Origin of the sequence: Actinoallomurus purpureus (genome assembly GCF_024055795.1) — a bacterium.
Taxonomy (GTDB): domain Bacteria; phylum Actinomycetota; class Actinomycetes; order Streptosporangiales; family Streptosporangiaceae; genus Actinoallomurus; species Actinoallomurus purpureus.
The window spans coordinates 1-13,490 of the sequence record NZ_JAMXMY010000025.1; the positions used below are offsets into that span (position 1 = coordinate 1).

Below are 13,490 nucleotides of genomic sequence, written 5' to 3' on the forward strand. Positions count from 1 at the left end.
CAAAAGGCACTGGCTTTTAGCACACTGTTGAGTTCTCAAGAAACGGACACACACCGTCAGGACCCTGTTTCCAGTTCCCGTCTGGGGCATTTCCTCTATCTTACCGATCCGTTTCCCTTTGTCGAATTGACCGACTCGGGATTCCTTCTCGGCCCCGCCCAGCATTAAGCGACCGAAGTATATAACTTCTGAAACTTTCACTGGGAGGCTCCCGGTGACCGCACCGCCTGATGGCGTCACGTACTCGACCGGGCCGACACCTCATGCTACCTCGCGCCAGAGCATTCTCTGTCACGATGTCGCGTGGAGTGTCTTCCGCGGGGCCGGCCGCCTCTCGGCGTCCTGCTCCCCTGCGGGCAAGATGAACACTACGTGTCTACGGCAGCAAGGTCAAATCCCGCCGCCGCCACGTATGGCTTCACAGGTCAATGCTCGTTGGGCTTCTCGTACCCCAGCGATCCGGCGGCGAAACATCGGGCACCGGAACATCATCGCCGTCCCCGAACCACACGAAGCCGTACACGTGACACACCGAGAGAACCCGCCTCCACTGCCGGGTCCCCCTCCATGCCGCAAGGGTGCTCGGCGACGTGCGGGCCAGGTCGCTGAATGACCGGTGGGCTTCCTCGCTCCGGAACGCCTCGTCTCCGGCATACGGCCGAGGCCGGCTCCCCGGACCTCGATGGATCCGGGGAGCCGGCCTCGGGGCGGCGCGACGGTGTTGCCGGGAACGCGGGAGGGCGCTCAGGCGCTCGGCAGGGCGGCCAGTTGTGCCTCCAGGCGGGCCACGTCGGCGTGGGCCTGCTCGAGACGGCTCCGGGTCTTGGCGACGACCTTCTCCGGCGCCTTGGCCATGAACTGCTCGTTGCCGAGCTTGCCCTCGGCCTGAGCGATCTCCTTACGGGCGGCCGTGAGGTCCTTCTCGATCCGGGCGCGCTCGGCGGCGACGTCGATCGCGCCGGCGGTGTCGAGGCGCACGGTGACACCGTCGGCGGGCAGGGACGCCGTCGGGGTGAAACCGTCCTCCGGCTGGGTGAGGCGGAGGATCGTGCGGGCCGCCTCCTCGTACGCGGGGTCGATGCCCTCCAGAGAGGCGGCGACCCGCTGCCCCGGCTTGAGACCCTGGTCGGCGCGGAACCGGCGGACCTCGGTGACGAGGCGCTGGAAGCCCGCGATCTCCGCCTCGGCACCCGGGTCGGTGAAGGCGCCGGGCCGCGGCCAGGACGCCGCCACGATGGTCTCGCCGCCCGTCAGCGCCGTCCACAGCTCTTCGGTCACGAAGGGCGTGAGCGGATGCAGGAGGCGCAGCAGGACGTCCAGAACGTGGCCCAGGACGGCGGAGGCGTCCACGCTCATCCCCGGAATCTTGGAAAGTTCGACGTACCAGTCGCAGAACTCGTCCCAGGCGAAGTGGTAGAGCGTCTCACACGCCTTGGCGAACTCGAACCGCTCGAAGTGCGCCTCCACCTCGGACACCACCGACGACAGCCGGGAGACGATCCAGCGGTCCGCCACCCTCAGGTCCGCGGGCAGGCCCTCGCCGACCACGCCGACACCGCCCGCCGGGCTCGTGGCGCCGTTCAGCAGAGCGAACCGGGTGGCGTTCCAGAGCTTGTTGCAGAAGTTGCGGGATCCCTGTGCCCACTCCTCGCTGACCGCGACGTCGCTGCCGGGGTTGGCGCCGCGCAGGAGGGTGAAGCGGGTCGCGTCCGCGCCGTACCGGTCGATCCAGTCGAGCGGGTCGACGACGTTGCCGAACGATTTGGACATCTTCTTGCCGAACTGGTCGCGCACCATGCCGTGCAGCGCGATGACCTTGAACGGCTCGACGCCGTCCATGGCGTACAGCCCGAACATCATCATCCGGGCCACCCAGAAGAACAGGATGTCGTACCCGGTGACCAGCACGGACGTCGGGTAGAACGCGCGGAGCTCGGGGGTGTCGTCGGGCCAGCCCAGGGTGGAGAACGGCCACAGCGCCGAGGAGAACCACGTGTCGAGCACGTCGGTGTCCTGCGTCCAGCCCTCCGGCGCCTCGTCGCCGGGGCCGACGCACGCCATCTCGCCGTCGGGGCCGTACCAGACCGGGATGCGGTGGCCCCACCACAGCTGACGGCTGATGCACCAGTCGTGCATGTTGTCGACCCACTCGAAGTAGCGGGGGGCCATCTCCTGCGGCTCGATCCGGACCCGGCCGTCGCGTACGGCGTCGCCGGCGGCCTTGGCCAGCGGCGCGACCTTGACGAACCACTGGAGCGACACCCGCGGCTCGACGACCGTCTTGCAGCGGGAACAGTGGCCGACGGCGTGGACGTACGGGCGCTTCTCGGCGACGATGCGGCCCTGCTCGCGGAGGGCCGCGACGACGGCCGGGCGCGCCTCGAGCCGGTCGAGCCCCTGGAACGGACCGTGCGCGGTGATGACGCCGCGCTCGTCCATCACCGTGATGGAGGGCAGGCCGTGCCGGCGCCCGATCTCGAAGTCGTTCGGGTCGTGGGCGGGCGTCACCTTGACGGCGCCGGTGCCGAAGTCCGGGTCGACGTGCGGGTCGGCGACGATCGAGATGCGGCGCCCGGTCAGCGGCAGCTCGATCTCGGTGCCGACCAGGTGGGCGTAGCGCTCGTCGTCGGGATGAACGGCCACCGCCGTGTCACCGAGCATCGTCTCCGCGCGGGTCGTCGCCACCACGATCGACGCGTCGCCCTCGCCGTACCGGATCGAGACGAGCTCGCCCTCGTCGTCGGAGTGCTCGACCTCGATGTCGGACAGGGCGGTGAGGCAGCGCGGGCACCAGTTGATGATGCGCTCGGCGCGGTAGATCAGGCCGTCGTCGTACAGCCGCTTGAAGATCGTCAGGACCGCCCGGGAGAGGCCCTCGTCCATCGTGAACCGCTCGCGGGTCCAGTCGACGCTGTCACCGAGGCGGCGCATCTGTCCGAGGATCTTGCCGCCGGACTCGGCCTTCCACTCCCAGACCTTCTTCACGAACGCCTCGCGGCCGAGGTCGTGCCGTGACAGGCCCTCCTGGGCGAGCCGCCGCTCGACGACGTTCTGGGTTGCGATGCCGGCGTGGTCCATGCCGGGCACCCACAGCGTCGCGACGCCCCGCATCCGCTGCCAGCGGATCAGCGCGTCCTGGATCGAGTGGTCCAGCGCGTGCCCGACGTGCAGGGAGCCGGTTACGTTCGGCGGTGGGATGACGATCGAGAAGTGGGGCTTGCCGGGTACGGCGTCCGGGGTGAAGTGGCCGCCGTCGATCCAGCGTTCGTAAAGACGCCCCTCGACGTCGGCCGGGGTGTATTGAGTCGGCAGGTCAGCACGCGAAGTCACGGATGCTGAGTGTACGGATGTTCGGGCGCGACCGTGGTCTTGCCCGAACATCGAGCGGCATGCGGCCGGTCAGGCCGACTTCTCACGAGGCTCACGCTTGTTCCGCTCGCGCGGCACCAGCGTCGGGTTGACGTGCTCCAGAACGGCCTCCCGGGTGATCACGACCCGGGCGACGTCGACGCGACTGGGCACCTCGTACATCACGGAGAGCAGGACCTCCTCCATGATGGCGCGCAGGCCACGGGCACCGGTGCCGCGCAGGATCGCCTGGTCGGCGATCGCCTCGAGCGCGTCGTCGGTGAACTCCAGGTCGACGCCGTCCAGCTCGAACAGCCGGTGGTACTGCTTGACCAGGGCGTTGCGCGGCTCGGTGAGGATGCTGATCAGCGCCTCACGGTCGAGGTTGTGCACGCTCGTGATCACGGGCAGCCGGCCGACGAACTCCGGGATCATGCCGAACTTCAGGAGGTCCTCGGGCATCACGTCGGCGAACCGGTCGGCGCCGTCGTCACCGTCGGCCTTGGTGCGCAGGACCGCGTTGAACCCGATGCCCTGCTTGCCGACGCGCTGCTCGACGATCTTCTCCAGGCCGGCGAACGCACCGCCGCAGATGAACAGCACGTTGGTGGTGTCGATCTGGATGAACTCCTGGTGGGGGTGTTTGCGGCCGCCCTGCGGCGGCACACTCGCGGTCGTGCCCTCCAGGATCTTCAGCAACGCCTGCTGGACGCCCTCCCCCGAGACGTCCCGCGTGATCGAGGGGTTCTCGCTCTTGCGGGCGACCTTGTCGACCTCGTCGATGTAGATGATGCCGGTCTCGGCCTTCTTGACGTCGTAGTCGGCGGCCTGGATCAGCTTCAGCAGGATGTTCTCGACGTCTTCGCCGACGTAACCGGCCTCGGTCAGGGCGGTCGCGTCGGCGATGGCGAACGGAACGTTGAGCAGTTTCGCGAGCGTCTGCGCGAGGAGCGTCTTACCGGAACCGGTCGGGCCCAGCAGCAGGATGTTCGACTTGGCGAGCTCGACGCCCTCGTCCCTGCCGCCGCTGCCCGACTGGATCCGCTTGTAGTGGTTGTACACCGCCACGGACAGGGCCTTCTTGGCCTTGTCCTGCCCGATCACGTACGAGTCCAGGAACTCGAAGATCTCCCGTGGCTTCGGCAGGTTGTCCCACTTGAGATCGGAGGACTCGGAGAGCTCCTCCTCGATGATCTCGTTACAAAGATCGATGCACTCGTCGCAGATGTACACGCCCGGACCCGCGATGAGCTTCTTGACCTGCTTCTGACTCTTGCCGCAGAACGAGCACTTGAGCAGGTCACCACCGTCGCCGATGCGTGCCACCCTGTCTCCTTTTCGTGGGGCCGCTCACCCGCTATGAGCGGGGCGAGGGAGCGTGCTGAGGCTCTCGACGTTGTGTCTCGACGTTACCGTCTCCTGGACCGTGAGTGAGCCCTCTGGCATGGTCAATCTGGCGGACACCGGGGCGACACCCACAGGCCGCTTATGACGACACTACCTCGGAGGGACGCTTCTTGCGGCTGGCGATGATGTCATCGACCAGACCGTACGTCTTGGCCTCCTCGGCGGTCAGGAACCGGTCGCGCTCGATGTCACGGCGAACCTTCTCCACGTCCTGGCCGCTGTGCCTGGCCAGGATCGTCTCCATCTCCGCGCGGATCCGGAGGATCTCGTTCGCCTGGATCTCGATGTCGCTGGCCTGGCCGTAGCCGCCCTCGGTGGCCGGCTGGTGGATCAGGATCCGGGAGTGCGGCAGCGCGGCGCGCTTGCCGGGCGTCCCGGCCCCCAGCAGAACGGCGGCGGCCGACGCGGCCTGGCCGATGCAGACCGTCTGGATGTCGCACCGGACGAACTGCATCGTGTCGTAGATCGCCGTCATGGCGGTGTAGGACCCGCCCGGGGAGTTGATGTAGATGCTGATGTCACGCTCGGGGTCGATCGACTCGAGCGTGAACAACTGGGCCATCACGTCGTTGGCGGAGGCGTCGTCGATCTGCACGCCCAGGAAGATGATCCGCTCCTCGAAGAGCTTGTTGTACGGATTCATCTCCTTGACGCCGTACGTCGTGCGCTCGACGAAGGACGGGATGATGTAGCGGCTTTCCGCAGGCTGGAGGCCGGCCCGGATCTCGTGGCTCACGCTGTTCAGTCCCCTCGGGTCAAAAGTCATGACACCGCGCCTTCCGAGGCGACCTGGTTGGCGTTGTGCACGACGTGGTCGATGAAGCCGTAGTCCTTCGCCTCGTCCGCGGTGAACCACCGGTCGCGGTCGGAGTCGGCCTGGACCTGCTCGAGCGGCTGACCGGTGTGGAAGGCGATGCGCTCGGCGAGCGTCTGCTTCACATAGAGCATCTGCTCGGCCTGGATCCTGATGTCGGCGGCCGTACCCCCGATGCCGCCGGACGGCTGGTGCATCATGATGCGCGCGTGCGGCAGGGCGTAGCGCTTGCCCGCCGTGCCGGCGCACAGCAGGAACTGCCCCATCGAGGCGGCCAGGCCCATGCCCACCGTCGCGACGTCGTTCGGGACGTACTGCATCATGTCGTAGATCGCCATGCCGGCGGTCACCGAGCCGCCCGGCGAGTTGACGTACAGGTAGATGTCCCGCCGGGAGTCCTCGGCCGCCAGCAGCAGGAGCTCCGAGCAGATCCGGTTGGAGATGTCGTCGTCGACCTGCTGACCGAGGAAGATGATGCGCTCGCGCAGCAGCCGCTGATAAAGCTGGTCCCCCAGCGGCAGAAGGGGCGCCTCGGCCGTACGCGCGTCAATGCGCGCCGGACGGTCGAAGGTCGGAGGCGTGGTCACTGCGTCACCTGCTCCGGTTCGTTGTTCGTGGTCGGTTGATTGCGACATTAACGCGCTGGAGCGGGGGCTTAAGCCGCGAGGGTGGCTTGTTCGCTGTCGGCGTGGAACCCGGAGGCGGGAATACGAACGGGCCGGCGCCCACGGCGCCGGCCCGTTCGTGGATTCGGCCTGATCAGGCGTCCGCCTTCTCGCCTTCGGCCTCGTTGTTCTCGTTTGCCTCGTTGTTCTCGTCGGTCACGGCGTCCGCCTCGTCACCGGCGGCCTCGGCGTCGTCCTCGCCGGCGAGCCGACGCTGCAGCGCCGCCAGGTCGACCTCGTCGCCGTTCTCGTCGGTGGCCTTGACGTGCTCGACCACGAGGTTGAGGGCCTTGCTGCGCAGGACCTCGGACACGACGGCCGGGATCTGGTTGTTCTCGGTGAGGTGCCGCGCCAGGACGTCGGGCTGCACGCCCATCTGCAGGGCGTTGGAGACGACGTACTCGGTGAGCTCCTCGTTCTCGACGGTCAGCTCCTCCTGCAGGGCGAGCTGGTCGAGGATGAAGCCGCCCTTGACCGCGTCGTGGGCGTCCTTCTTGAGCTCCTCGTCGTACTCCTCGGCGCTCTGCTCCTGCTGCTCGAGGTACTTCTCCCGGTCCAGGCCGTACATCTGGAGCTGCTGGTCGAGCTGCTCGTTGCGCCGCTCGATCTCGCTCTCGATCACGCTGTCCGGGAGCGGGATGTCGATCTTCTCCATCAGCGCCTCGAGGGCCTTGTCACGCGCCTCGCCGAGCTGCTGGGCGCGCTTCTGGTTCTCCAGGCGCTTACGGACGTCCTCGCGCAGTTCCTCGATCGTGTCGAACTCGCTCGCGAGCTGGGCGAACTCGTCGTCGAGCTCGGGCAGCTCCTTGATCTTGACGCTCTGCACGGTGACCGTGACCTCGGCCTCCTCGCCGGCGTGCTCGCCGCCGACCAGGGTGGAGGTGAAGGTCTTCGACTCGTCGGCGTTCATGCCGGTCAGCTGCTCGTCGAGCCCGTCGATGGACGAGTCGCTGCCGACCTCGTAGGAGTAGCCGCTCGTGCGGGCGTCCTCGACGTCCTCGCCGTCGATCTTCGCGGAGAGGTCGATGGAGGCGAAGTCGCCATCCTCCGCCGGACGGTCGGCGTTCGTCAGCGTCGCGAAGCGCTCGCGGAGGTTCGAGATGGTCTCCTCGATCTCCTCCTCGGTCACCTCCGCCGCGTCAATGGTGATCTCCAGGCCGTCGTACTCCGGCACCTCGAACTTCGGCCGGATGTCGACCTCGGCGGTGAACGCGAACTGCTCGTTGTCCTCGAGCTCGGTGATCTCCACGTCGGGCTGGCCGAGGGCGAAGACCTCGCTCTCCTGGACCGCGCGGCCGTACAGGTCCGGCAGCGCGTCGTTGACCGCCTCCTGCAGGACCGCGCCCCGGCCGACGTACTGGTCGATCAGACGAGCCGGCACCTTGCCCGGGCGGAAGCCCTTGAGGCGAACCTGCTGCGAGAGCTCCTTGTATGCCTTGTCGAGGTTGGGCTTCAGCTCGTCGAAAGGCACCTCGACGGTGAGCTTGACCCGAGTCGGGCTCAGCTCCTCAACATCGGTCTTCACTGGGGCGGTCTCCTTGATCCGGCCGCGGCACGGATTTCACGTTGGATGTCGTGGGCGGCTGCGTTTTTCAGCCGGACGCGGGCACGCTGAATGCGGTCACCGCGCGCCTTCGCGCGCCAAGTCTATGGTGTTCCAGCACGTCTGCGGACAGTCGGGGCCGCAATGCGTGCCCAAGCATTGCGAAAGGGCGGTCCTGCGGAGGTGCCGTCGGCCGTGATCGGGGTCCTCGGCGCGAGGATCTTCACGGCGGGGTCTGGGAAGCAACCACGAATCAGTAAATGTCATGCCATGATGCTGCGATGCTCGAGACGCGGGTCATCGGCGCGTGCGTGCTCGCCGCGCTGGCCCTGTCCACGGCGGCATGCGGCAGCGGAGTGGACAAGAAGGCGTGCGGCCGGCTGGAGAACACCCTCAGCGGCATCCGGCAGCAGGCCATGACGCACGTCGACGATCCCGGCCGTGTCGCCCAGACCTACGCGGCCGGCGCGGTGACCCTTCGCGACCAGGCGAAGCAGACGGACGGGAAGCTGCGCAAGTCCGCCGAGAAGGCGGCCGGCGCCCTGGACCAGCTGGGCCGGCAGGTGAAGGCGGCCGCCGACGGGACCGGGTCGAGCGTCGACTCTTCCCCCCTGATCGCCGCCACCAACGATCTCAAGCGCTCCTGCGGCGGCTCCTGACCCCGCCCGCGTGCGCGGTCGCGCACCGGAGCGGATCCGAGGGCGACCGCGCCGTACCGGCATGTCCGCGGGCGACGGCAAGGGACCTTGGTCCCGTGATCCAAGGATCTTCGCCCCGCCGCGTCCCCGCCCGTTGTCGTTAACGTCATAGGCATGGACGCCGTGATTCCAGTGGCCGACGGACGGCCCCGCACGGCCCGGTGTTCCGGCACCGGGTCGCCGTGTCGCGGCGGCTGCCGGTTTCTGATCAGCGTCCGCCCGAAGACCCTGCCTGAAGGATGACCCGTGTACGACTCCGGAGGCCTGGAGATCCTGTCGGAAGACGAGTGCCGGCAGCTGATCACCGCGGTCCAGCTCGGCCGGATCGTGTTCACGGACCGCGCGCTCCCGGCGATCCAGCCGGTCAACTTCGTCGTCGCCCGCGGTGAAGTGATCATCCGGACGTCGCCCGGGTCCAAGCTCGCCGCGGCGGCCCGCAACGCGGTCGTGGCGTTCGAGGTCGACGACTTCGACCCGGCGATCCGCACCGGCTGGTCCGTGGTGATCGTCGGACACGCCCGCATCGTGTCGGAGAACGGCGAACTCTCCGACCTGCGCAACCTCCCGCTCCGCACGTGGACACCGGCCGCCCAGGACTACTTCATCGCCATTTCCCCGGAGCTGATCTCCGGTCGCCGGCTGCCCAAGGCGGCCTGACCGATGCCGGGCCGCCCGAGGCGGCCGGCCTGGACGCTGGGCCGCTTGGGCGGCCTGGACGCCGGTCGCGGATGCCAGGCCCGTACGTCGCGGCCCGGACGTCGCGGCCCGGACGCCCGGCTGCGGATGTCAGGCCCGTACGTGCTCGATGCCGACCTCGCGCGCGCAGGCCGCACCACAGAAGATCCTGTCGTCCGCCTCGGCACCGTGCCCGAGGACCCGGCATCCGCAGTGGGCGCAGACCGGAGCGATCGCGTGCGCGGCGCACTCGATGCTGTCGAACACGCGTGAGGCCCCGTCGGCCGTGATGACGGTGAAGACCTTGTCGTACTCATTGCCGCAGACGTCACAGTGAGCCATGAGAGATCCCCCGATTCTCGCCATTAGGCCACGTCTTTAGCGATTCCCCGTACTCGGCGGTCGAAGCGAGCGCCGAGGGAGTTCCCGCAGGTGAATCGACCGGCCGGGCGCGGTGCGTCACCGGGCCGGAGCGGGCAGGACGCCCACATGCAGGAGATCACGCTACGAAGCCCCGCGTTCGACGACCATGCGGAGATCCCGAAGGAGTACTCCCACGAGGCCGGCGACGTCTCACCGCCGCTGCGGTGGTCGGGGGTGCCCGACGAGGCGGTCGAACTCGTTCTCACGTGCGAGGACCCGGACGCCCCGGTCGGCACGTTCGTCCACTGGCTGCTCGCGGGTATCCCGCCGGAGACGGAGGGCATGGAGGCGGGCGATCCGCCGACCGAGGCGGTCCCGGGACGCAGCGACTACGGGGGTCTCGGCTACGGCGGCCCGCACCCGCCTCCTGGCGACCGGCCGCACCGGTACGTCTTCCGGCTGATGGCCCTGTCCGAGCCGTCGGGGCTGACGGCAGGGCTCTCGGCCGGAGACCTGGACGAGGCGATCGAGGACAAGGTCATGACGACCGGAACCCTCGTCGGCGTCCACGGCAGATGAGGCGCGGCAAGCCGAACCCGTACGGGAGCGAGGACCTGCCGTGACACCGCACCGGCCGGGGTGACCCGGTGACAGAGGAGAACCCCCGAGGCGTGGTGCCCGGGGGTTCTCCTCTGTCACGAACGGAATGTCGGGCTGGGGAGATTCGAACTCCCGACCCCTGCGACCCAAACGCAGTGCGCTACCAAGCTGCGCTACAGCCCGTGCGTCACCGAGTGTACCGAAAAGCCGCCGTTCCCGGCTGCCGCGCGATTCTCACGCACAGTGACGGGCTCGCGAACGGCTCATACGACCCGGCGCGCGACCCCGGCGCTCCGCCGCGAGACGGCCCTGATCTCGAACGAGAATATCGGACTAATACAGATATAACCCTAAATTGGAAATGCGTCGGCGGCGTTGGTCGCGACCTTCTTCGGCACGCAACAAGGGCGGTTCGCCCGGATTGCCACCAGCAGATATTCACGTTGAGTAATCACTTCAGCGCTAAAAGTGATCTTATTAATAGTGCGATCAATTAATGCGTCCAGCGTGGCCGCAAAGCGGCTCTGGTCAGCTACTCTATTGCACACGTCACACATGACCGGGAGCTCCGGAACCCCGCGCCCGGCGCGGGTTCAGGACAGTCGGACGTCACTGCGAGTAGCGAAGAGCGGCATCTCAAGGGATACCGAGAGATCATTTTCGAAGCGGCCGGTCGCGACGGGATTCGCCCGGCACGACGGCGGAGGCCGGGAGAACGCGACCGACGCCCGAGAGGGCCGTACAACAGAAAAAGGCATCAGGGCCGCCCCCATCTCCGACCGGGGACTGTTGGCACAGCCGGCGGTAGACGCGGGCGGCCCCCTCCTCCATCGAACCTGCCGGTTTCGGGAACAGACAAGGCTCGCGGGAGTCTATGAAATGGCTATTTCACGCGTTTCGCCGCCATTGAGCTGGTCTAACGGCGGTCACGGGTTGCCATCGCGTCCTACCGTACGCCACCGGCGGTTCGCCGGTCGGGGGTTTACCGCTTCCGGCCCTGACGGGCCGCTCGGGACGATCGGCGGCCACCATGGATGACAGGACATCGCCCACGTCGCACCCGGCCAGCGGGCCCTCGCCCACCACACGCCACCGGCACGCCCGATCCGGCCCTCGGCGGCAGCGAGGCGTCCTGTACGTCGCCGGCGGGCTCTTCGGGGCGAGCGGCACTGGATGGTGGCTGTCCCAGGCACGCGACGACGGTCCTCGGATCACCGGTCTCCACGTGCCGCCGTCCGTCGCGCTGTGGGGCCTGGTCGGCCTGGCCGGTTGGGGAGCACTCCTGCTTCTCGGCGAACTGACGCTGTTCGTCCTGGCGATCGTCAACGTCGCGGATCCCGAGGTGCACGACCGCTGCCGCAACCTCATGATCCTCTGGGGGTACGTCCTAACGCTGGGCACCTCCCGGCTCTTCTGGAGACTGCCCGCGCAGTTCGCCCAGCTGTTCGCCGACGAGGACACGCCCCGCCCACCCACTCGCGACCGGCCCGGCGGCCGGCGACGGCGCCGGACACGGCCGCCACAGAGCTGAGACCTTCCCCGGGCCGTGCGCGCGATCACCGTCCATGCGTGCACGATCCGGGCGTGGGAACCGGTACGCTACGCGAGGGACGTTGTGGGATGGGCGCTCGTCCGCTCGTCTCCTGCGCACGCGGGCGTAGCTCAATGGTAGAGCCCCAGTCTTCCAAACTGGCTACGCGGGTTCGATTCCCGTCGCCCGCTCCAACCACAAAGGCCCAGGTCATCCGGCATTCCGGGACCTGGGCCTTTCGAACACCTGGGGGCCATTCTCGGCTCCGTGCCACAAACGTGCCACAGAGCGCCACGACCGTTGATCACATCCCGCGAACGGTCTTGAACGCCTCACCGAGCGCCTGGGCGACGACCTTGTCTCGATCACGGGTCGCGTGCTGGTAGATGAGCGCCGCACGCGGGGAGGCATGGCCCATACGGGTCACCAACTCCTTGAGGCTTGCGCCCGTGCTGGCGGCCAACGTGTTGCCGACGTGCCAGAGATCATGAAAGTGCAGGTCAGGTAGGCCAATCTGGGCACGGGCCTTGTTCCAGATGCGCCGGAAGCCGGAACGCCGCAACGGTCCCCCGCGTGGTCCGACGAACACCCTGCCTTCCGGTCCGAACTCGGCAAAGGTGTCAAGGTGCGCTTGCAGGTCCGGGATGGTCTCGGCGGGGATCGCCACCGTCCGGCGTCCGGCCCGAGACTTGGGCGTGTCCTCCATGAGCTTGCCGCCGTCGAGTTCGGCGACGGCCCCGGCGATCCGGACCACTCCCTCCCCGATCGAGCTGGCCACGACGAAGGCCGGCCAACTCGCCCCAGCGGAGACTGGCGAAGGTCCCCAGAAGCACGAGCGCCCGGTACCGCTCGGGAATGACCCCCATGATCTCGGCCACCTTGGCGAGCGGGATCATCTCCCGTTCGGGCGTATCCGGCGTTCCCGCGCCCTTGATCCGGCAGGGATTACGGCGGATCAACTCATCGTCCACAGCCGTACTCAGAATCGACTTGAGGAGCTGGTTAGCCTTGGCGACAGTGGACTGTCCGACCTCGCCAAGCCGTTCCTTGCGCCACCGACGTACATCCGGCTCCTTGATGTCCCTCAGGGAGTAACCGCCAAAGGTCGGGAGAAGGTGGTTGCGGAGCAGGCCCCGATACAGGTCCTCGGTGCGCGGCTTGAGCACGCGATCATCAATCCACTGAGTGGCAAAACTCGAAGGTGACCTTTCCGGCGTTCGGGTTGATCCAGTCCCCGCGATGGATCTCAGCCTCCTTCAGCACGAGCCACCGATCAGCGTCGCGCTTCGTCTCGAACGGTCTTGGTGCGGCGTACAGGACACCGTCAGGTCCTCGGTAGCGCGCTTGGAAGCGCCCGGACGGGAGCTTGCGTATGGTTCCGAACCGGCGTCGCTGAGTCATCAGGCCGCACCCCTGCCGAGTTGCACCGGTTCGACGACACCGGCAGCGACGAAGGCAGCGACAGCTGATTCAGGTACACGGACCTTCCGCCCGAGACGGACGAAGGTGATCCGCCGCTCCTCGATGGGTCGGCGAGGGAAACGCTCAGAGGTGTTGAGCAGTTCGGCGACCTCAGCCACAGTAAGCAGCCGATCTCGCGTGGGGTCGATCTTCACGCGTGTGGGTTCTCCTCACGGGTCAGGGCATACGGGCGTCCTTTCGTCGAGGGCGTGAGCTGCTGGCAGATCTCACGTCCGGCCTGCCGTGTTCTCCCGCGATGTCAGCGGCGGCGTTTGGCCTGGTGTCTTCTCACCGGTAGTGAGTCATGCAGCGTGCAGGGCGTCATCCTCGGTGGCGTCGAGGTGGACGAGTTCTTCACGGCCGGTCTCGCGCCATTGGCGGGCTT

General features: G+C 67.7%; 13 protein-coding genes, 2 tRNA genes and 1 pseudogene. 5 read left to right on the forward strand and 11 right to left on the reverse strand.

Annotated elements, in window-relative coordinates:
• Positions 1-744: 744 nt before the first annotated feature.
• The 5 genes from NE236_RS35065 to tig form a co-directional block, all read right to left on the reverse strand.
• Complete coding sequence (locus NE236_RS35065) at positions 745-3,330, reverse strand: valine--tRNA ligase (RefSeq protein ID WP_252846541.1); 2,586 nt, start codon at positions 3,328-3,330, stop codon at positions 745-747.
• 69 nt (positions 3,331-3,399) lie between these two features.
• Positions 3,400-4,674: an ATP-dependent Clp protease ATP-binding subunit ClpX gene (gene clpX / locus NE236_RS35070; protein WP_252846542.1), complete on the reverse strand. Its 1,275-nt coding sequence runs from the start codon at positions 4,672-4,674 to the stop codon at positions 3,400-3,402.
• Between the two features lie 160 nt (positions 4,675-4,834).
• Positions 4,835-5,521, reverse strand: a complete 687-nt coding sequence (locus NE236_RS35075; protein ID WP_289851278.1) for an ATP-dependent Clp protease proteolytic subunit — start codon at positions 5,519-5,521, stop codon at positions 4,835-4,837.
• Positions 5,518-6,156, reverse strand: coding sequence for an ATP-dependent Clp protease proteolytic subunit (locus NE236_RS35080; RefSeq protein WP_308209193.1), 639 nt, complete (start codon positions 6,154-6,156; stop codon positions 5,518-5,520). Before NE236_RS35080 ends, NE236_RS35075 begins: the two co-directional genes overlap by 4 nt.
• 172 nt (positions 6,157-6,328) lie before the next feature.
• The gene (tig, locus tag NE236_RS35085) at positions 6,329-7,759 is read right to left on the reverse strand and encodes a trigger factor (protein ID WP_252846543.1); all 1,431 of its coding nucleotides are present in this window, start codon (positions 7,757-7,759) and stop codon (positions 6,329-6,331) included.
• 299 nt (positions 7,760-8,058) lie between these two features.
• Between tig and NE236_RS35090 the strand changes: the two genes are divergently transcribed.
• The gene (locus NE236_RS35090; protein WP_252846544.1) at positions 8,059-8,436 is read left to right on the forward strand and encodes a hypothetical protein; all 378 of its coding nucleotides are present in this window, start codon (positions 8,059-8,061) and stop codon (positions 8,434-8,436) included.
• Positions 8,437-8,721: 285 nt separating this feature from the next.
• The gene (locus NE236_RS35095) at positions 8,722-9,132 is read left to right on the forward strand and encodes a pyridoxamine 5'-phosphate oxidase family protein (RefSeq protein ID WP_252846545.1); all 411 of its coding nucleotides are present in this window, start codon (positions 8,722-8,724) and stop codon (positions 9,130-9,132) included.
• A gap of 129 nt (positions 9,133-9,261) precedes the next feature.
• Here NE236_RS35095 and NE236_RS35100 read toward each other — a convergent pair whose 3' ends face one another.
• On the reverse strand, positions 9,262-9,492 hold the full coding sequence (locus NE236_RS35100) for a metallothionein (protein WP_252846546.1): 231 nt from the start codon (positions 9,490-9,492) through the stop codon (positions 9,262-9,264).
• A gap of 90 nt (positions 9,493-9,582) precedes the next feature.
• Here NE236_RS35100 and NE236_RS35105 point away from each other — a divergent pair, with 90 nt between their 5' ends.
• Positions 9,583-10,092 carry a YbhB/YbcL family Raf kinase inhibitor-like protein gene (locus NE236_RS35105; protein WP_252846547.1) on the forward strand — a complete coding sequence of 170 codons (510 nt, stop codon included), beginning with the start codon at positions 9,583-9,585 and terminating at the stop codon, positions 10,090-10,092.
• A gap of 130 nt (positions 10,093-10,222) precedes the next feature.
• On the opposite strand, the gene NE236_RS35110 is transcribed toward NE236_RS35105, so the two are convergent.
• Positions 10,223-10,296 (reverse strand) — tRNA-Pro (locus tag NE236_RS35110).
• An 847-nt stretch (positions 10,297-11,143) separates the two neighbouring features.
• On the opposite strand from NE236_RS35110, the gene NE236_RS35115 reads away from it, so the two are divergent.
• Both NE236_RS35115 and NE236_RS35120 read left to right on the forward strand, forming a co-directional pair.
• Positions 11,144-11,644 (forward strand): hypothetical protein, encoded by a 501-nt coding sequence (locus NE236_RS35115; RefSeq protein WP_252846548.1) that lies wholly within the window; start codon positions 11,144-11,146, stop codon positions 11,642-11,644.
• A gap of 120 nt (positions 11,645-11,764) precedes the next feature.
• Positions 11,765-11,838 (forward strand) — tRNA-Gly (locus NE236_RS35120).
• 110 nt (positions 11,839-11,948) lie between these two features.
• Here the strand turns inward: NE236_RS35120 and NE236_RS35125 are convergent.
• The 4 genes and pseudogenes from NE236_RS35125 to NE236_RS35130 form a co-directional block, all read right to left on the reverse strand.
• On the reverse strand, positions 11,949-12,398 hold the full coding sequence (locus NE236_RS35125) for a tyrosine-type recombinase/integrase (RefSeq protein WP_252846549.1): 450 nt from the start codon (positions 12,396-12,398) through the stop codon (positions 11,949-11,951).
• Between the two features lie 301 nt (positions 12,399-12,699).
• A pseudogene (locus tag NE236_RS45340) lies at positions 12,700-12,894 on the reverse strand (tyrosine-type recombinase/integrase); the annotation flags it as partial.
• Positions 12,818-13,045: a hypothetical protein gene (locus tag NE236_RS45570; RefSeq protein ID WP_504915095.1), complete on the reverse strand. Its 228-nt coding sequence runs from the start codon at positions 13,043-13,045 to the stop codon at positions 12,818-12,820. The pseudogene NE236_RS45340 and the gene NE236_RS45570, both read right to left, overlap by 77 nt.
• Positions 13,045-13,260 (reverse strand): excisionase family DNA-binding protein, encoded by a 216-nt coding sequence (locus NE236_RS35130; protein WP_252846550.1) that lies wholly within the window; start codon positions 13,258-13,260, stop codon positions 13,045-13,047. Before NE236_RS35130 ends, NE236_RS45570 begins: the two co-directional genes overlap by 1 nt.
• Positions 13,261-13,490 lie beyond the last annotated feature (230 nt).